Source organism: Bacillus alkalisoli, assembly GCF_002797415.1.
GTDB lineage: Bacteria > Bacillota > Bacilli > Bacillales > Bacillaceae_I > Bacillus_CD > Bacillus_CD alkalisoli.
The window spans coordinates 3,681,258-3,699,272 of sequence record NZ_KZ454944.1 but is presented as its reverse complement, the minus strand read 5'-3'; the positions used below and the strand labels follow the sequence as shown (position 1 = coordinate 3,699,272).

The 18,015-nt window shown below is 39.1% G+C and carries 18 protein-coding genes; 15 read left to right on the top strand and 3 right to left on the bottom strand.

Annotated features, from left to right (window positions below):
• Positions 1-94: 94 nt before the first annotated feature.
• The 12 genes from purE to purD all read left to right on the top strand — a co-directional run bounded on the left by purE (position 95) and on the right by purD (position 13,542).
• Entirely contained in the window at positions 95-583 is a 489-nt protein-coding gene (gene purE, locus CDZ89_RS18345) for a 5-(carboxyamino)imidazole ribonucleotide mutase (RefSeq protein WP_096155818.1), read from the top strand.
• Positions 576-1,721, top strand: a complete 1,146-nt coding sequence (gene purK, locus CDZ89_RS18340) for a 5-(carboxyamino)imidazole ribonucleotide synthase (RefSeq protein WP_096157015.1) — start codon at positions 576-578, stop codon at positions 1,719-1,721. Before purE ends, purK begins: the two co-directional genes overlap by 8 nt.
• The gene (gene purB, locus CDZ89_RS18335; RefSeq protein ID WP_096155817.1) at positions 1,718-3,010 is read left to right on the top strand and encodes an adenylosuccinate lyase; all 1,293 of its coding nucleotides are present in this window, start codon (positions 1,718-1,720) and stop codon (positions 3,008-3,010) included. The genes purK and purB overlap by 4 nt, the downstream gene beginning before the upstream one ends.
• Positions 3,011-3,085: 75 nt before the next feature.
• Positions 3,086-3,811: a phosphoribosylaminoimidazolesuccinocarboxamide synthase gene (gene purC, locus CDZ89_RS18330; RefSeq protein ID WP_096155816.1), complete on the top strand. Its 726-nt coding sequence runs from the start codon at positions 3,086-3,088 to the stop codon at positions 3,809-3,811.
• Positions 3,804-4,058 carry a phosphoribosylformylglycinamidine synthase subunit PurS gene (gene purS / locus CDZ89_RS18325; protein WP_096155815.1) on the top strand — a complete coding sequence of 85 codons (255 nt, stop codon included), beginning with the start codon at positions 3,804-3,806 and terminating at the stop codon, positions 4,056-4,058. Before purC ends, purS begins: the two co-directional genes overlap by 8 nt.
• Positions 4,055-4,741 carry a phosphoribosylformylglycinamidine synthase subunit PurQ gene (gene purQ / locus CDZ89_RS18320; RefSeq protein WP_096155814.1) on the top strand — a complete coding sequence of 229 codons (687 nt, stop codon included), beginning with the start codon at positions 4,055-4,057 and terminating at the stop codon, positions 4,739-4,741. The genes purS and purQ overlap by 4 nt, the downstream gene beginning before the upstream one ends.
• On the top strand, positions 4,725-6,956 hold the full coding sequence (purL, locus tag CDZ89_RS18315; protein ID WP_096155813.1) for a phosphoribosylformylglycinamidine synthase subunit PurL: 2,232 nt from the start codon (positions 4,725-4,727) through the stop codon (positions 6,954-6,956). The genes purQ and purL overlap by 17 nt, the downstream gene beginning before the upstream one ends.
• Positions 6,932-8,344, top strand: a complete 1,413-nt coding sequence (gene purF, locus CDZ89_RS18310) for an amidophosphoribosyltransferase (protein ID WP_096155812.1) — start codon at positions 6,932-6,934, stop codon at positions 8,342-8,344. The genes purL and purF overlap by 25 nt, the downstream gene beginning before the upstream one ends.
• A 540-nt stretch (positions 8,345-8,884) precedes the next feature.
• Positions 8,885-9,922 carry a phosphoribosylformylglycinamidine cyclo-ligase gene (purM, locus tag CDZ89_RS18305; protein WP_100334200.1) on the top strand — a complete coding sequence of 346 codons (1,038 nt, stop codon included), beginning with the start codon at positions 8,885-8,887 and terminating at the stop codon, positions 9,920-9,922.
• Entirely contained in the window at positions 9,919-10,512 is a 594-nt protein-coding gene (gene purN / locus CDZ89_RS18300) for a phosphoribosylglycinamide formyltransferase (protein WP_100334199.1), read from the top strand. The genes purM and purN overlap by 4 nt, the downstream gene beginning before the upstream one ends.
• Complete coding sequence (gene purH / locus CDZ89_RS18295) at positions 10,509-12,038, top strand: bifunctional phosphoribosylaminoimidazolecarboxamide formyltransferase/IMP cyclohydrolase (protein WP_100334198.1); 1,530 nt, start codon at positions 10,509-10,511, stop codon at positions 12,036-12,038. Before purN ends, purH begins: the two co-directional genes overlap by 4 nt.
• Before the next feature lie 238 nt (positions 12,039-12,276).
• Positions 12,277-13,542: a phosphoribosylamine--glycine ligase gene (gene purD / locus CDZ89_RS18290; RefSeq protein WP_100334197.1), complete on the top strand. Its 1,266-nt coding sequence runs from the start codon at positions 12,277-12,279 to the stop codon at positions 13,540-13,542.
• Here the strand turns inward: purD and CDZ89_RS20590 are convergent.
• Positions 13,520-13,600, bottom strand: a complete 81-nt coding sequence (locus tag CDZ89_RS20590; protein ID WP_369679965.1) for an EYxxD motif small membrane protein — start codon at positions 13,598-13,600, stop codon at positions 13,520-13,522. The two genes, purD and CDZ89_RS20590, sit on opposite strands and share 23 nt — an antisense overlap.
• A 76-nt stretch (positions 13,601-13,676) precedes the next feature.
• Positions 13,677-13,967, bottom strand: coding sequence for a YgaP family membrane protein (locus CDZ89_RS18285; RefSeq protein ID WP_100334196.1), 291 nt, complete (start codon positions 13,965-13,967; stop codon positions 13,677-13,679).
• Positions 13,968-14,285: 318 nt separating this feature from the next.
• On the opposite strand from CDZ89_RS18285, the gene CDZ89_RS18280 reads away from it, so the two are divergent.
• Genes CDZ89_RS18280 through CDZ89_RS18270 form a run of 3 tightly spaced genes read left to right on the top strand, consistent with a single transcriptional unit; the run spans position 14,286 to position 17,430 of the window.
• Positions 14,286-16,034: an adenine deaminase C-terminal domain-containing protein gene (locus CDZ89_RS18280; protein ID WP_100334195.1), complete on the top strand. Its 1,749-nt coding sequence runs from the start codon at positions 14,286-14,288 to the stop codon at positions 16,032-16,034.
• Positions 16,035-16,071: 37 nt separating this feature from the next.
• Entirely contained in the window at positions 16,072-17,112 is a 1,041-nt protein-coding gene (locus CDZ89_RS18275; protein ID WP_096155805.1) for a DUF3048 domain-containing protein, read from the top strand.
• Positions 17,113-17,127: 15 nt separating this feature from the next.
• Positions 17,128-17,430, top strand: a complete 303-nt coding sequence (locus tag CDZ89_RS18270; RefSeq protein ID WP_096155804.1) for a YerC/YecD family TrpR-related protein — start codon at positions 17,128-17,130, stop codon at positions 17,428-17,430.
• A 63-nt stretch (positions 17,431-17,493) separates the two neighbouring features.
• Here CDZ89_RS18270 and CDZ89_RS19840 read toward each other — a convergent pair whose 3' ends face one another.
• Positions 17,494-17,658, bottom strand: coding sequence for a hypothetical protein (locus CDZ89_RS19840; RefSeq protein ID WP_157842798.1), 165 nt, complete (start codon positions 17,656-17,658; stop codon positions 17,494-17,496).
• Positions 17,659-18,015 lie beyond the last annotated feature (357 nt).

Here is an 18,015-nt window from a genome sequence, read left to right as displayed (position 1 = left end):
CATACCGGAAAGTAGTCTATACCTGGGCTTTTTATATTGTCGTTTTTAATAGGGAATAACACTTAAAATATATATAGATAGGCGGGATTTTCAAATGGCGGCACAAGTTGGCGTAATTATGGGAAGTACATCTGATTGGGAAACGATGAAACATGCTTGCGACATATTAGAAGAACTACAAGTACCATACGAGAAAAAAGTAGTTTCCGCACATAGAACACCTGACCTTATGTTTCAATATGCAGAAAGCGCTCGCGCTAGAGGCTTAAAAGTCATTATTGCAGGGGCAGGAGGAGCAGCCCATTTACCTGGAATGGTAGCAGCTAAAACAACACTACCTGTAATCGGAGTTCCAGTGCAATCTAAATCACTGAACGGGTTAGACTCTTTATTATCCATTGTACAAATGCCGGCTGGTGTTCCTGTAGCCACTGTTGCAATCGGAAAAGCGGGATCCGCGAATGCTGGATTACTTGCTGCACAAATAATCAGTGCATTTGATGAATCACTCGCAATGAGATTAGAAGATAGAAGGGAAAAAATCAAAAATCAAGTGTTAGAAAGCAGTGAAGAACTTGTTTAAAACAATTTTACCTGACTCGACGATTGGCATAATTGGTGGAGGACAATTAGGCAGAATGATGGCTCTTTCCGCAAGAGCAATGGGATATAAAATAGCCGTTTTAGATCCGACACCTAATTCTCCGTGCGGACAAATTGCAGATATAGAAATAACAGCAAGCTTTGATGACATAAAGGCGATACAACAACTAGCTAACATTTCAGACGTTATCACATATGAATTTGAAAATATTGACTTTACTACTTTGTCTTGGTTAGAAAACAACACGTATTTACCACAAGGTAGCCATGTTTTAAAAATGACACAACACCGTGGTGTAGAAAAGAAAATGATTCAAGAAGCTGGTTTGTCCGTTGCACCATTTCAAATCATCTCTACAAAAGAAGAACTAGAAAAGGCAATTGGAACAATTGGTATTCCTTCTGTCTTAAAAACTTGTAGATTCGGCTATGATGGAAAAGGACAATTTGTGATTCGTCAAAAAGAAGACATGGAGATTGCTTCTGAATTACTACAATCGGGTGAGTGCATTCTAGAAAAATGGTTACCATTTCATATGGAAATCTCGGTTATTGTTTCAAGGAGTGTGTCTGGTGAAGTGAAAACATTACCGGTGGCAGAGAATATTCATGTGAGTAATATCCTACACCAATCAATCGTGCCAGCAAGAATCTCTATGGAGTTACAACAAAAAGCGATGGAAGCGGCAATGACCTTAACGAATCACTTAAACGTAGTAGGGACACTCGCTATCGAAATGTTCGTTGTAGGAGAAGAAAACATTTTCATTAACGAACTAGCACCAAGACCACATAATTCGGGACACTTTTCCATCGATGCGTGTGAGACATCCCAATTTGAACAACACATTCGTGCCATTTGCGGTTTACCACTCGGTGAAACAAATTTATGGAAACCTGTGGTAATGGTTAATCTATTAGGAGAACATGTGGAATATGCTCTAGATAACATTCCACTCTACCATGATGTCAAACTTCATTTATATGGAAAGAAAGAACGAAAAGAAAAAAGGAAAATGGGACATGTAAACGTTTTAGCTGATACAATGGACCTTGCTTTAAAAAAAGCAGAAAAAATAACAAGTTGGAACAAAGAAGAAGTGGAGGCATTACGATGATTGAACGTTATACACGACCTGAAATGGGTGCTATTTGGACGGAAGAAAACAAATTCCAAGCTTGGCTAGAAGTAGAAATACTAGCATGTGAAGCATGGGCAGAACTTGGTGAAATACCGAAAGAAGATGTAGCAAAACTACGCAAAAATGCTTCGTTTAACATGAACAGAATTTATGAAATTGAAGCAGAAACGCGCCACGATGTAGTGGCATTCACTAGAGCTGTTTCGGAAACGTTAGGCGAAGAGAAAAAGTGGGTGCATTACGGATTAACGTCTACAGATGTTGTAGATACAGCCCTCTCTTACCTAATAAAACAAGCAAATGACATTTTACTTCAAGACTTAGAAAGATTTGTAGAAATCTTAAAAGTAAAAGCACAAGAACATAAATATACAGTTATGATGGGCCGCACACACGGCGTTCATGCAGAACCTACAACTTTCGGTTTAAAGCTTGCACTTTGGTATGAAGAAATGAAACGTAACTTAGAGCGTTTCAAGCAAGCAGCAGCGGGAGTACAGTTTGGGAAGATTTCTGGGGCAGTTGGTACATACGCAAACATCGATCCTTTTGTAGAAAAGTATGTTTGTGAGAAGTTAGGTTTAGAAGCAGCACCAATTTCAACGCAAACATTACAACGTGATCGCCATGCACACTATATGAGTGCAATCGCGCTTATTGCAACATCAATTGAGAAATTTGCAGTAGAAATTCGCGGCCTTCAAAAAAGTGAAACACGCGAAGTAGAAGAGTTCTTTGCAAAAGGACAAAAAGGATCTTCTGCGATGCCACATAAACGTAATCCAATTGGTTCTGAAAACATGACCGGCCTTGCGCGCGTTATTCGTGGATACATGATGACTGCTTATGAAAATGTGCCATTATGGCATGAACGTGATATTTCTCATTCATCGGCAGAAAGAATCATTTTACCAGACGCAACCATTGCTCTAAATTACATGTTAAACCGTTTTGGTAACATCGTGAAAAACTTAACGGTATTCCCAGAAAACATGAAACGTAACATGGATCGCACACTAGGTTTAATATACTCACAACGAGTATTGCTCGCCCTAATCGATACAGGTATGTCACGCGAAGAAGCATACGACACGGTTCAACCGAAAGCAATGGAAGCGTGGGAACAACAAGTCCCATTCCGCCAACTAGTAGAAGCTGATCCAACTATTAACTCTCGACTAACAGCAGAACAAATAGCAGATTGCTTTGACTACAACTACCACCTACAACACGTAGACACTATTTTCAACCGCTTAGAACTATAAAAAAGGGGGATTTATTCCCCCTTACTAATTCTTAAATCAAAAGGCTAACAGCTAAAAAAGGAGCTGACAAACTAGATGGATATTCAAAAGCAAGCGTTACTTTACGAAGGCAAGGCGAAAATGGTGTATTCCACAAATGATGAAAACACCGTCTGGATCCAATACAAAAACAGCGCAACTGCCTTTAACGGTGAAAAAAAGATGAGCATCGAAGGCAAAGGCCGTCTGAACAATTTAATTACTAGTTTCCTATTTTCACAACTTCACGAAGTTGGTATCGAAAGTCATTTCATCCAAAAGCTTTCTGACACAGAACAACTTGTAAAAAAAGTTTCCATCATTCCATTAGAAGTCGTCGTTCGAAATGTTTGTGCAGGTAGCATGGCAAAGCGGCTAGGAATCGAAGAGGGAACTCCTCTTGAACACCCAATCGTAGAATTTTATTACAAAGACGATTCGTTAGGTGACCCACTTATTACAGAAGACCACATTACACTATTAAAATTAGCAACAAAAGAAGAAATCGATTTACTTAAACTTTCAGCGCAAAAAGTGAACCATTATTTATCGGAATTTTTTGTAAGTAAGAATATTAAATTAATAGATTTTAAGCTAGAATTCGGTAAAACATTGGACGGTACTATTTTGCTAGCTGATGAAATTTCCCCAGATACATGTCGATTATGGGATGCAACAACATTAGAAAAGCTAGATAAAGATGTGTTTCGTCGAGATTTAGGTAGTTTAACAGAAGCTTATGAACAAATTTTAAATCGTATTGGAGGAAAAGCCCATGTTTAAAGTAAAAGTATTCGTAACGTTAAGAGAAAGTGTATTAGATCCACAAGGAAATGCAGTGAAAAACTCCCTACACAGTTTATCGTATAAAGAAGTTCAAGAAGTGCGTATCGGAAAGTATTTAGAGTTAACAATTGCAGAAACAAACCGCAATTTAGATGAGTTAGTAAAAGAAATGTGTGAAAAGATGCTTGCGAACACGGTAATTGAAGACTACCGATATGAAGTGGAGGAGGTTGTCGTTCGATGAAATTTGCCTGTATCGTTTTTCCAGGTTCGAACTGTGATGTAGATATGTACCATGCGATCAAAGATGAGCTTGGTGAAGAAGTGGAATATGTATGGCACGATGCGAAAGACTTAAGTGAGTTTGACGGCATCTTACTTCCAGGTGGCTTTTCTTACGGAGATTACTTGCGTTCCGGTGCGATTGCCCGTTTTTCCAATGTGATGGCAGAGGTTGTAAAAGCTGCAGAAGCTGGTAAGCCAATATTAGGTGTATGTAACGGATTTCAAATCTTACTAGAGTCTGGTTTATTACCAGGGGCTATGCGTCGTAATAAAAATTTAAAGTTTATGTGTCGTATGGTTACGTTACGAGTAGAAAACAACGAAACAATGTTTACGACTGCCTATCAAAAAGGGGAAGAAATCAAAATCCCTATCGCACACGGTGAAGGAAACTATTACTGTGATGAACTAACGTTAAAACAGCTACAAGAAAATAACCAAATCGTCTTCCGTTACGATGATGACAATCCAAACGGAAGCTTAGAGAGAATAGCAGGGATTACGAATAAACAAGGGAATGTGCTAGGAATGATGCCCCACCCTGAACGTGCTGTTAGTGAATTACTAGGTAGTGCAGACGGATTAAGACTATTCCAATCGATTGTACGAAACTGGAGGGAATCACATGTCGTTACTTCTTGAGCCGAATGAATTAAAAATAAAAGAAGAAAAGATATACCGTGAAATGGGTTTAACAGACGATGAGTTTGCAATGGTAGAGAATATCCTAGGTCGTCTTCCTAACTATACAGAAATCGGCTTGTTTTCTGTTATGTGGTCAGAGCATTGTAGTTACAAAAACTCAAAGCCTGTTTTACGCAAGTTCCCAACAGAAGGTCCAAAAGTTTTACAAGGACCAGGTGAAGGCGCTGGAATCGTGGATATCGGTGATAACCAAGCGGTAGTTTTTAAGATTGAAAGTCACAACCATCCTTCTGCGATTGAGCCATATCAAGGAGCGGCAACAGGTGTTGGTGGAATTATCCGTGATGTATTTTCCATGGGAGCACGTCCTATCGCACTATTAAACTCGCTTCGCTTTGGAGAATTAACGAATCCTCGCGTGAAGTATTTGTTTGAAGAAGTAGTAGCAGGTATTGCTGGATACGGAAACTGCGTAGGGATTCCGACTGTTGGTGGAGAAGTACAATTTGATGCAGCCTACGAAGGTAACCCGCTAGTAAATGCAATGTGTGTTGGCTTGATTGCTCATGAAGATATAAAAAAGGGGCAGGCGAAGGGTGTGGGCAATACTGTCATGTACGTTGGTGCTAAGACAGGTAGGGACGGTATTCATGGCGCTACATTTGCCTCAGAAGAATTATCAGATGCATCAGAGGAAAAGCGACCAGCTGTTCAAGTTGGCGATCCGTTTATGGAAAAGCTTTTATTAGAAGCTTGTTTAGAAATTGTGAAGTGGGACGGTTTAGTGGGCATTCAAGATATGGGTGCTGCGGGATTAACGAGTTCGTCTGCAGAGATGGCGTCAAAAGCTGGCTCTGGAATTGAAATGAACTTAGATTTAGTGCCACAACGTGAAGCAGGTATGACTGGTTACGAAATGATGTTATCCGAATCACAAGAGCGTATGTTAATTGTTGTAGAAAAAGGCCGCGAGCATGAGGCGCAAGAGATTGTTTCAAAGTACGGCTTAGAGGCTGTTGCAATTGGTAAAGTAACGGACGACAAAATGCTCCGTTTAGTGCACGATGGTGCGGTGATTGCTGAGGTGCCAGTTGATGCATTAGCGGAAGAAGCACCTGTATACAATAAGCCTTCTAAAGAGCCTGCTTATTATGCAGAGTTCCAAGCGATGGAAGTAGAAGTGCCTGAGGTAACGGATTACAATGAAACGTTAATGAGTTTGTTACAGCAACCAACGATTGCAAGTAAAGAATGGGTTTACGATCAATATGACTATCAAGTTAGAACGAATACGGTAGTTTGCCCAGGTTCTGATGCGGCAGTAGTACGTATTCGCGGTACGAAAAAAGCGTTAGCGATGACAACAGATTGTAATTCTCGTTACATTTATTTAGACCCAGAAGTTGGTGGCAAGATTGCGGTTGCAGAAGCAGCACGTAATGTCGTTTGTTCTGGGGCACAACCACTAGCTATTACAGATTGCTTAAATTTTGGTAACCCAGAAAAACCGGAAATCTTCTGGCAGCTAGAAAAATCGGTCGATGGCATGAGTGAAGCTTGTCGTATGTTAGAGTCGCCGGTAATCGGTGGGAATGTATCTCTTTACAATGAAACAAACGGAGAAGCAGTGTATCCGACACCTGTAGTTGGGATGGTCGGATTAATTGATGATATTGCACACATTACAACACAAGGCTTCAAAGAATATGGAGATTTCATTTATTTAATTGGGGATACGAAAGAAGAGTTTGGTGGAAGTGAGTTACAAAAGCTAACGTATGGCAAGATTTTTGGTAAAGCTCCTTCTATTGATTTACAAGTGGAAGCATCAAGACAAGCGAAGTTGTTGGCAGCAATTCGTAACGGTTATGTGGCTTCGGCTCATGACGTTTCAGAAGGTGGATTTTCTGTTGCAGTAGCGGAAAGTTTAATGAGTGCTACGGGCCTTGGAGCGGAGATCGTTGTGTCAGGTGATACGACTGTTGCGTTATATAGTGAATCACAATCTCGCTTCGTTGTTTCGGTGAAGCCAGAAAATAAAGAAGCATTTGAAACGTTAGTTGTTGATGCAGTGAAAATTGGCCATGTAACCGATAGTGGAGAATTAAAGATAAATGGAGAAAATAATGAATCGATCATTCATTTATCAGTAGATGAAATGAGAAAGGCTTGGAAAGGGGCTATCCCATGCTTGCTGAAATCAAAGGCTTAAATGAAGAGTGCGGCGTGTTTGGTGTATGGGGGCATCCTGAAGCCGAGCAAATTACGTATTATGGGTTGCACAGTTTACAACATCGCGGGCAAGAAGGTGCGGGAATTGTTGTAACAGATGGGGAGAAATTAAGTTGTGTAAAAGGCGAAGGGCTTGTTAATGAGATTTTCTCCAATGGTAGGTTAAATGACCTTGTTGGAAAAGCAGCCATAGGCCATGTGCGTTATGCAACAGCAGGTGGAGGCGGCTACGAAAATGTCCAGCCACTTTTGTTCCACTCGCAAACTGGTAGTCTAGCTTTAGCGCATAATGGCAATTTAGTAAATGCGAATGCGTTGAAGCATCAGTTAGAAAACCAGGGAAGTATTTTACAAACAACGTCTGACACAGAAGTGTTGGCTCATTTAATAAAACGTAGTGGCTATCCTTTGTTGAAGGATCGTGTGAAAAATGCTTTATCGATGGTGAGAGGGGCGTTCGCTTTTGTCATTATGACAGAGACGGAGATGATGGTCGCTCTTGACCCGAATGGCTTGCGTCCCCTTTCATTAGGTTTGCTTGGTGACGGGTATGTTGTTGCATCAGAAACATGCGCATTGGATATTGTTGGTGCAACATATTTGCGTGACGTAGAACCTGGTGAATTGTTAATTATTAGCGACGAGGGCTTACAGTCAGAGCGTTATACAATGCACATTCAACGAGCAATGTGTAGTATGGAATATATTTATTTTTCTCGTCCTGATAGTAATATTAATGGAATTAATGTTCATACAGCGAGGAAGAATTTAGGGAAGCAACTGGCGTTGGAATCTTTTGTAGAGGCAGATGTTGTAACAGGGGTGCCAGATTCAAGTATTTCAGCAGCAATCGGGTATGCAGAAGCGGCAGATATTCCTTATGAATTAGGTTTAATTAAAAATAGATACGTAGGTAGGACCTTTATTCAACCTTCTCAAGCGTTACGTGAACAAGGGGTGAAAATGAAGTTGTCCCCTGTTCGCGGTGTAGTAGAAGGCAAACGAGTTGTGATGGTAGACGATTCGATTGTTCGAGGAACTACGAGTCGTCGGATTGTCAATATGCTTCGTGAAGCAGGGGCTACGGAAGTTCATGTTCGTATAAGTTCACCGCCAATTAAGAATCCTTGTTTTTATGGGATAGACACGTCTACTCATGAGGAGTTAATTGCATCGAATCATTCTGTGGAGGAGATTCGTAAAATTATAGGAGCCGATTCTCTGTCGTTCTTGAGTGAAGGCGGCTTGTTAGAAGCGATAGGTCGTCCTTATGAAGGAGAATATCGCGGGCAGTGTATGGCATGTTTTACTGGGAAGTATCCGACAGAAATTTATTCCGATACGGTAATGCCGCATGAGAAGTGTTGATTAGCTGTTAGAAGCTGGTACAAAAGACCGATGGATTCAGTGCCTTTCACAATCATTTTCACTAAAGAAAAACTCAAAAATGAACGTGAAGGGGTCACTCACAATCATTTTCACTAAAGAAAAACTCAAAAATGAACGTGAAGGGGTCAGTCACAATCATTTTCACAAAAGACAAACTCAAAAATGAACGTGAAGGGGTCAGTCACAATCATTTTCACAAAAGACAAACTCAAAAATGAACGTGAAGGGGTCAGTCACAATCATTTTCACAAAAGACAAACTCAAAAATGAACGTGAAGGGGTCAGTCACAATCATTTTCACCAAAGAAAAACTCAAAAATGAACGTGAAGGGGTCTCTCACAATCATTTACACCAAAGAAAAACTCAAAAATGAACTTGATACACAAGATATTGAGGTAAAACAAGTGAATAGAAGAGGCCAAAATAATAGCCTATTATTATTTACGGTCACGCCTATACTCTTGTCTAAACCTCTTTCAATTGCTTTTATTTGGAAATATACCTTTGGAGGGACACATATGGCAAATGCATACAAACAAGCAGGAGTAGATATTGAAGCTGGCTATGAAGCCGTTTCAAGAATGAAAAAGCATGTCGCTCGTACGATGAGACCAGAAGTCATGGGAGGACTAGGCGGATTTGGTGGCCTTTTTGACCTATCAAGCATCAATGTCCAACAACCAGTACTTGTCTCTGGCACAGATGGCGTTGGTACAAAGCTTATGCTTGCATTCCAGCTAAATAAGCACGATACCATTGGTGTGGATGCAGTTGCGATGTGTGTCAACGATATTGTCGTACAAGGTGCCGAACCACTTTTCTTCCTAGATTACATAGCATGCGGAAAAGCAGCACCTGATCAAATCGAGCAAATCATTAAAGGTATTGCAGATGGTTGTGAACAAGCTGGTTGCGCTCTTATCGGAGGAGAAACGGCTGAGATGCCAGGAATGTATAACCAAGAAGAATACGACCTTGCTGGTTTCACAGTAGGTGTTGTGGAAAAATCTAAGCTAATTACAGGTGAAAACATTCAAGCAGGTAATGTCCTTATTGGTTTGCCATCATCAGGTATTCATAGTAACGGCTACTCACTTGTTAGAAAAATTATTGCAGATAGTGATCTAGACCTTACACAAAAACTAGAAAACACAAACCAAACACTAGGAGAAATACTATTAACTCCAACAAAAATATATGTGAAGCCAATCTTAGAAGTACTTAAAAAGTATGACATAAAAGGCATGGCACATATTACAGGTGGCGGTTTCGTAGAAAACATTCCAAGGATGTTGCCAAAAGGTCTTCAAGCTGAGGTTGATTACGGCTCATGGCCAATTCCAACTGTTTTTGACATGTTACAAACGTACGGGAACTTACAAAAAGAAGAAATGTTTAACATCTTTAACATGGGTATAGGCATGGTGTTGTCCATTGATCCACAAGACGTAACAGGTGTCATTTCAACGTTAGAAAAATCAGGCGAAACGCCATATATCATTGGTCGGGTGAAACAAGGAGAAGGAATTACATTCGGCGGGGGAGAACTTAGATGACAAGACAACGAATCGCCCTTTTTGCTTCTGGAAGCGGAAGTAATGTGCAAGCCATAATTGACGCTTGTAGAAAAGGGGAATTGCAAGCTGACCCTGTTCTGCTAATATGTGATAAACCAAAAGCTAAAGTGGTGGAACGAGCTATCGAAGCTTCCATACCAGTTTTTACTTTTCTCCCTAAACTGTACGAAAATAAAGAAGCGTTTGAACAAGAGATTCTTCAAAAATTACAGCAACAAAATGTCGCTTACATCATTTTAGCTGGTTATATGAGACTAGTAGGTCCAACACTAATACACGCTTACGAAGGTAAAATGATAAACATTCATCCATCTCTTCTCCCAGCTTTTCCGGGGTTAGATGCGATTGGTCAAGCGATTAAAGCAAAAGCGGAAGTGACAGGAGTTACGGTCCATTATGTAGATGAGGGAATGGACACAGGTCCAATCATTGCCCAACAACCTGTAAAAATTTTACCTGAAGAAACGAAAGAGTCATTACAAAAAAAGATTCAACAAGTTGAACATATTTTATACCCAAAAACATTACAAAAAATCTTACAAACAGAGAAGGAGTCAACCCTATCATGAGAGCATTAGTAAGTGTATCGAATAAAGAAGGTATTGTGCCATTTGTAAAACGTTTAGTTGCCCTAGGTGTAGAAGTGATTTCAACAGGTGGTACGAAAAAGACGTTACAAGACCATGGTGTGAATGTTATTGGAATCTCAGAAGTTACTGGTTTCCCAGAAATTTTAGACGGTCGTGTTAAAACGTTACACCCAATGATTCATGGTGGATTACTTGCGATGCGTGGGAATGAAAGTCATGAAGCACAATTACAAGAACACAACATCACTCCAATAGACTTAGTAATCGTGAATCTTTATCCATTTAAAGAAACAATTGCAAAAGAAGGTACGACTTTTGAAGAAGCAATCGAAAATATTGATATTGGTGGACCAACGATGCTCCGTTCGGCAGCAAAAAACCATCAGCAAGTGACAGTTGTAGTCGATCCAACAGATTATGAAGAAGTTGCTACCGGTTTAGAGCGTGACGGAACAGTACAATTGACAACTCGTCAAAGATTAGCGGCAAAAGTCTTTCGCCATACAGCAGCCTATGATTCTATAATTTCTAACTACTTAACAGAGTCAGTAGGTGAAGAGAATCCAGAATCATTAACGATTACATTTGAAAAAGTGCAAGACTTACGTTATGGCGAAAATCCACATCAAAAAGCAGCGTTTTATAAAAAGTCATTCGAAAAATCCTATTCCATTGCATCAGCCAAACAATTACATGGAAAAGAATTATCCTATAACAACATTAATGATGCCGACGCAGCCATTCAACTTGTAAAAGAGTTCACACAACCAGCTGCAGTTGCGATTAAACACACAAATCCTTGTGGAGTTGGAGTGGGAGAAACAGTTTTAGAAGCTTACGAGCGTGCATATAAGGCAGACCCTACTTCCATTTTCGGTGGAATCGTTGCATTTAATAGAGAAGTAGATAAAGAAACAGCTCTACTGTTACATGAAATATTTTTAGAGATTATTATTGCTCCATCGTTCTCACCTGGGGCACTTGATGTATTAAAACAAAAGAAAAACATCCGTCTATTAACGGTTGAATTCACAGCAAATAGTGAAGTAGAAAAGAAATACTCTTCTGTTACAGGTGGTCTATTAATACAAGAAGAAGATACATTAAGTTTTGATGAAGAAAAAATAACGATTCCAACGAAACGCGAGCCTACAGAACAAGAGTGGGCAGATTTACGATTAGCTTGGAAGGTAGTAAAACATGTAAAGTCAAATGCTATCGTTCTAGCAAAAGACAATAATACAGTAGGTGTAGGTGCTGGCCAGATGAACAGAGTTGGTGCTGCGAAAATTGCCATGGAGCAAGCAGGAATTTTAGCAAAAGGTTCTGCCCTTGGTTCTGATGCATTTTTCCCAATGGACGATACCGTCGAAGCTGCTGCAAAAGCAGGAGTTACCGCTATCATTCAACCAGGCGGATCCATCCGAGACGAAGACTCCATCAAAAAAGCAGACGAACACGGAATCACAATGGTCTTCACAGGAGTCCGTCATTTCAAACATTAATGAGAAGATGAGTGTTATTAAGGACTTTTATTAGTTTTAAATTATTATCTAGCTGTTGATTGGAGCGCAAGTCGCCGACTCCTGCGGGAGAAGCGAGGGACGGGAGACCCCACAGGCGCGGATGCGCCGAGGAGTAGGTTTTTTCACGATAGTGAAAATAACCTTCCTTTTTAACGCCCGCGGAAAGCGGAGACTTGCGCTCCAATCAACAGCGGTATTAATAACTGGAGGGGAAAAAATGAAAGTACTTGTTATCGGTCGTGGAGGAAGAGAACACGCAATCGTTTGGAAACTAGCACAAAGTCCTTCTGTCACAAAAGTATTCGCTGCTCCAGGTAATATAGGAATGGAACAACTAGCCACTCGTGTTCCAATTGATGAATTAAACATGAACGAGCTCATAAATTTTGCCAAAACAAACGAAATAGACTTAACATTCGTTGGCCCTGAAGCACCTTTATTAGCTGGCATCGTGAATGAGTTTGAAAAAGAAGGACTGCCCATTTTTGGACCAACAAAAGAAGCAGCTATTATTGAAGGAAGTAAAAGCTTCTCAAAAGATTTAATGAAAAAATACAACATACCAACTGCAAAATACGAAGTTTTCAACTCGTATGAAGAAGCACTTAAATATATAGAAGAAAAAGGTGCACCAATTGTCATAAAAGCGGATGGATTAGCCGCAGGAAAAGGCGTCGTTGTTGCCATAACACTTGCGGAGGCAAAAGAAGCCCTTTGGTCGATGATGGCGGAAAAGAAATTCGGGAAAGCAAGCAGCCAAGTGGTCGTGGAACAATTTTTACAAGGTGAAGAGTTTTCCTTAATGGCTTTTGTCAACGGCGAAAACGTTTATCCGATGGTTATCGCACAAGATCATAAACGTGCTTTTGATGGAGACAAAGGTCCAAACACAGGAGGAATGGGAGCCTATTCACCTGTACCACAAATCCCAAATGAGGTAATAACTACATCCGTTGAAACAATTTTAAAACCAGTAGCAAAAGCGTTGGTAACAGAAAGTAGAAGTTTTTGTGGGATTTTGTATGCAGGCTTAATGTTAACGAATGAAGGTCCGAAAGTAATCGAGTTTAATGCGAGGTTTGGAGATCCAGAAACACAGGTTGTTCTTCCACGTATGCAAGATGACTTGGCGGAAGTTCTTTTACATGTATTAGAAAAAAAGAATTACACAATTGAATGGAATAATTCGGCAGTAGTAGGAGTTGTACTAGCGGCAAAAGGATATCCTGAGGCATATGAAAAAGGAGAGCTAATTGAAGGATTAGAATCAATCGATGATGCGTTGGTTTTTCATGCTGGTACAGAAAAACATAATGATAAGATAATCACAAATGGCGGTAGAGTGTTGCTGTTAGCGGCAGAAGCGGATGGTTTGTCTGAAGCATACGACAAAGTGTACAAAGAAATAACAAAAATAAAAAGCAGCGCCCTCTTTTATCGAAAAGACATTGGCCATAAGGCTATCGAGGGCGTTTCCTCTTAATAAAAACAAACAGTAACGCAACGATACTTCCGATTAAAGCGATTAACACAAAAGACATATCTGTAAGATATTCAAGCATCACTTTACACTCCTTTCTAATGAAGCCAGGCTCGGATTAGAGCCTGGCGAATTTTTTAAGAAGGATTATATGTTTCTTCGTCACCTTCACACACAAATTCATCGCAATGGAAATTGTCATACTCGAATTCTTCATCATAACGATAGTCTTGGTAACGATCAAATAAATCTGTTAATGGGCAATATCTTAAAATACCTTCTGCTACTTTCATTGCCCCTAGCATAGCAACTAAAATGTACGAATCGCGATATGGTCTTCTTACCATTTTGCTTGTGATCCAAGCTAAAATAGTTAAACCTCCAGTTATACGTACAAGTGCATTAATAATACCGATATTCGGTCTCATAAAGAACTCCTCCTTATTGTTAAGTGTTAAAATTCGCGGTTGATTTCCGCGCATATCTTCGCTTTCCGCGGGCGGGTCGGGAGCCTCCTCGTCGCTTCCGCTCCTGTGGGGTCTCCCGTTTCCCGCTTCTCCCGCAGGAGTCTCCGATATGCGCTCCAATCACCAGCTAGAATGACAAAAAACTTTAGTAGAGAATATTTTTTTAAAATTCCAACAAATTGTAATTCGTTAATGCATGAATAGGTTAATTATGGTACGATTGAAAGAAGAGGTTATATTAAAATAACTTTCATTTGTACGTTTTTCAGGAGATGAGCAATTATGGAACAAAAATATAAATGGCCGAATAAAAAAATACGTGAGCATGTAGCTGTCATTGACGGCGTAAAAGCACCTACAATTGTTTTGCAAAACGCCACCTACTTAAATGTGTTTTTAAAAAGATGGCTTCAAGCAAACATTTGGATTTATGAAGATCGCATTATTTATGTAGGTGAAGCACTTCCTTCGAATGACAAAAATACAGAATATGTGGACTGCTCAACTTACTTTTTAGTACCAGGTTATATTGAGCCTCATGTTCATCCTTTTCAGTTATATAATCCCCTTAGTTTTGGACAATATGCATCCCTTTCTGGAACAACTACAGTCGTAAATGATAACTTGGTGCTCGCTTTACAATTGAGAAAAAAGAAAGCGTTTTCTTTTATAAGAGAGATGAATCGATTACCTGTAACTACTTATTGGTGGAGCCGTTTTGATGCGCAAACAGAGATTAAAAAGGAAGAAGAAATTTTTTCGACACCTAACATAAAAGATTGGTTAGACCAAGACTCTGTTTTACAAGGTGGCGAATTAACAAGTTGGCCAAAGCTGATGGATGGAGACGATTTAATTTTAGAATGGATTCAAGAAACGAAAAGAAGAAGAAAGCCAGTAGAAGGACACTTACCAGGTGCCTCGGAAAAAACGTTAACGAAAATGAAATTATTTGGTGTGGATAGTGACCACGAATCGATGACCGGTGAAGATGTAAAAAAGCGTATAAGTCAAGGGTATAGTACAGCTCTACGTTTTTCGTCCATACGTCCTGATTTACCGAATATAATCGAAGAATTAGAACAGATGGATATTCCGTATTACGACCATTCGTTTTTTACAACAGATGGATCGACACCAAATTTCTATAAAGAAGGTATTTTAGATGCTATGATTAATATTGCAATAGAAAAAGGAGTAAATCCTATCGAGGCATATAAAATGGCTACCTTTAATACAGCGAAACATTTTAACATTGATCATTTACATGGCAGCATTGCACCTGGCAGAATAGCACATATCAATATACTTGAAAGTAAAACAAATGCTACACCAAGAGCTGTACTTGCATCAGGCAAATGGATGAAGAAGTTTGATCAGACTCTAGAATATCCATTGAATAGCAATCTGGATTGGAAGAGCTTTGACCTAGGTCCACTAGATTTAAGTTGGGACTTAACAATAGATGATTTACAGTTCTCCATGGCACTTGGCCTACAAATGGTAAACGAAGTAATTATGAAACCATACTCTGTAAATGTAGATGTTAGTGGGGAAAAATTAAATCTAGAAGATGATCAATCTTTCCTAATGCTAATAGATCGAAATGGTCAATGGCGTGTAAACACGATAATAAAAGGATTTAGTCATAAAGTGAGTGGACTTGTTAGTTCCTATTCCAATACTGGAGACATCATTATAATCGGTAAAAATAAAGAAGATATGCTATTTGCTTTTGAAAGAATGAAAGCGATTGGAGGCGGCATTGTTCTAGCCGAAAATCAAGAAATTGTGTGTGAAATCTCTCTCCCTATTGGAGGCATGATGTCTGAAGAAGAAATGCCAAAGTTAATAGAAGAGGAAGAAGTATTACGTCAACAATTAATGAAAAGAGGATATAAGTTCAACGACCCTGTTTATACGTTGCTGTTTTTATCGTCCACTCATTTACCGTATATACGAATTACACCAGTAGGAATATACGACGTTATGAATAAAACAGTACTCTTTCCGTCTGTAATGCGTTAAAATATGAAAGTATAATGGGGATAAAGGTTGGGAGAATATGAAAAAATATAGTTATTTATTACTATCAATTTTACTAACAATAGTACTTGTAGGCTGTAAATCCGAAGAAAGTGTAACAGAAAACAACGAAGAACAGATAACACCTGTGGAAGAAATAGAAGAGGAAGAAATAATCGAAGAACCAAGTGGAATTACTGCACCATTAACTGGATTGGAAGTAGATGAGGAAGTAACTAAACGACCAATCGCTGTAGTTATTAACAATGACGTTAAAGCTAGACCACAATCGGGTCTTTATAAAGCTGATGTGGTGGTGGAAATATTATCTGAAGGTGATATTACTAGGCTTATTGCCATTTATCAAAGTGAACTACCTGAAAAAGTCGGGCCAGTAAGAAGTGCCAGAGACTATTTTTTAGATATTGCTAAACCATATAATCCTATCTTTGTAGCACATGGCTATAGTCCAGCTGCAAAGCAACGTTTAGATGCAGGAGAATTAGATTCCATCAACGGAATGTTGTATGATGGCACATTATTTAAGAGAGCATCTTTCCGTCAAGCCCCACATAACTCGTATATCTCTTTCGAGAATATTGAAAAAGGTGCGTCTGAATTAGGGTTTAATATGGAAGGAGAAACGACTCCTTATTTGTTCCTATCGCAAAATGAAGAACAAGAGTTGAATGGAGTAGAAATAAATAAAGTAAAGATAAACTATTCTACACGCCTTGTCGCACAAGTTGCTTACGAGTATAGTAAAGAAGATGAGCTTTTTCAACGATACAGCGGTGGTGAAAGAACAAAAGACTTAGAAACGTTAGAAGATGTTGTAGCTCAAAATATATTTATAATAGAAACAGCACATGAAGTAGTAGATAAAGTTGGACGACGAGAGATAAATTTAACAGCTGGTGGCCGTGCTGTATTAATTCAACAAGGTAAACGTTATGAACTTGAATGGAAAGAAGATAATGGAAGGTTAATTCCTGTAAAAGATGGTCAACCTGTCCCATTTACCCCAGGGAAAACGTGGGTTAACATAGTTCCATCTTTAGATTTCGTTCATTATGAATAAAGGAGTTGTAAAGTAATGCAAATTAATAAGCTGCGTGGAAGAGAACTCGATCAATTATTTGAGGCAGTTCTTTCATTAAAAGATGTAGAAGAATGTTATCGTTTTTTTGATGACCTTTGCACAATGAATGAAATTCAATCTTTAGCACAACGTCTGGAAGTAGCAAGAATGCTTCGCGATGGATTTACCTATCATAAAATAGAAACAGAAACGGGAGCAAGTACAGCAACAATTTCTCGTGTGAAAAGATGCTTAAATTACGGCAATGACGCATACGAAATGGCCCTAGAAAGAATTACGGATACAGAAGAAAAATAAAAAATGGATGTTCACTAGATTATCAGGTGAACATCCATTTTTTAGTTCGTATATCTACATCATTTAAAGGTATGGATTGGAATGTTGTTTTGTTTTTACATCATCTACGTCATATGCATCGGTTGTGTCTGTTAAACCTTTTCTTTTTTGCTTGTTTACATAGTCAACGATTGCTCCAAATACGAGTAAGGCTAAAAAGCCAATGACGAACCAAGCCCAAATAGGCATTTTCAACACCTCCTGATATAACAGTATGGTTGTATGTTTTTATGTATACCCGAATACAGAAAGATGAAACTTTTGGTAGGGGGTTAAGGAAATATTATGCAAATATTTAGCGACAGGGTAAAGGTGTTAAGGTGTAGCGTAAAGTTGAGGGAGTGTAGTAAAAAAAGAAACGAGGTGTAGCATAAATTACTCAAAGTGTAACAAAAAATCTATTAATACGAACCCCAAATACTAAAAACATTAACAAACCAATTAAAACTACTCACCCAAAGCCACCCGGGTAGTAATCCGGCACCAAAACAGTAACAACCATTAAAAAACTCATCATATTTCCTCAACCATTCCCTTTTTCGCCTT

Bases quoted from the DNA above. Each gene is read 5' to 3' on its own strand.
- purD (WP_100334197.1), top strand. From the start codon at position 12,277: ATGAAAGTACTTGTTATCGGTCGTGGAGGAAGAGAACACGCAATCGTT.
- purM (WP_100334200.1), top strand. From the start codon at position 8,885: ATGGCAAATGCATACAAACAAGCAGGAGTAGATATTGAAGCTGGCTAT.
- purQ (WP_096155814.1), top strand. From the start codon at position 4,055: ATGAAATTTGCCTGTATCGTTTTTCCAGGTTCGAACTGTGATGTAGAT.
- CDZ89_RS18270 (WP_096155804.1), top strand. From the start codon at position 17,128: ATGCAAATTAATAAGCTGCGTGGAAGAGAACTCGATCAATTATTTGAG.
- purH (WP_100334198.1), top strand. From the start codon at position 10,509: ATGAGAGCATTAGTAAGTGTATCGAATAAAGAAGGTATTGTGCCATTT.
- CDZ89_RS19840 (WP_157842798.1), bottom strand. From the start codon at position 17,658: ATGCCTATTTGGGCTTGGTTCGTCATTGGCTTTTTAGCCTTACTCGTA.
- purN (WP_100334199.1), top strand. From the start codon at position 9,919: ATGACAAGACAACGAATCGCCCTTTTTGCTTCTGGAAGCGGAAGTAAT.
- purL (WP_096155813.1), top strand. From the start codon at position 4,725: ATGTCGTTACTTCTTGAGCCGAATGAATTAAAAATAAAAGAAGAAAAG.
- purC (WP_096155816.1), top strand. From the start codon at position 3,086: ATGGATATTCAAAAGCAAGCGTTACTTTACGAAGGCAAGGCGAAAATG.
- purB (WP_096155817.1), top strand. From the start codon at position 1,718: ATGATTGAACGTTATACACGACCTGAAATGGGTGCTATTTGGACGGAA.
- purE (WP_096155818.1), top strand. From the start codon at position 95: ATGGCGGCACAAGTTGGCGTAATTATGGGAAGTACATCTGATTGGGAA.
- CDZ89_RS18285 (WP_100334196.1), bottom strand. From the start codon at position 13,967: ATGAGACCGAATATCGGTATTATTAATGCACTTGTACGTATAACTGGA.
- purF (WP_096155812.1), top strand. From the start codon at position 6,932: ATGCTTGCTGAAATCAAAGGCTTAAATGAAGAGTGCGGCGTGTTTGGT.
- CDZ89_RS18275 (WP_096155805.1), top strand. From the start codon at position 16,072: ATGAAAAAATATAGTTATTTATTACTATCAATTTTACTAACAATAGTA.
- purS (WP_096155815.1), top strand. From the start codon at position 3,804: ATGTTTAAAGTAAAAGTATTCGTAACGTTAAGAGAAAGTGTATTAGAT.
- CDZ89_RS20590 (WP_369679965.1), bottom strand. From the start codon at position 13,600: ATGTCTTTTGTGTTAATCGCTTTAATCGGAAGTATCGTTGCGTTACTG.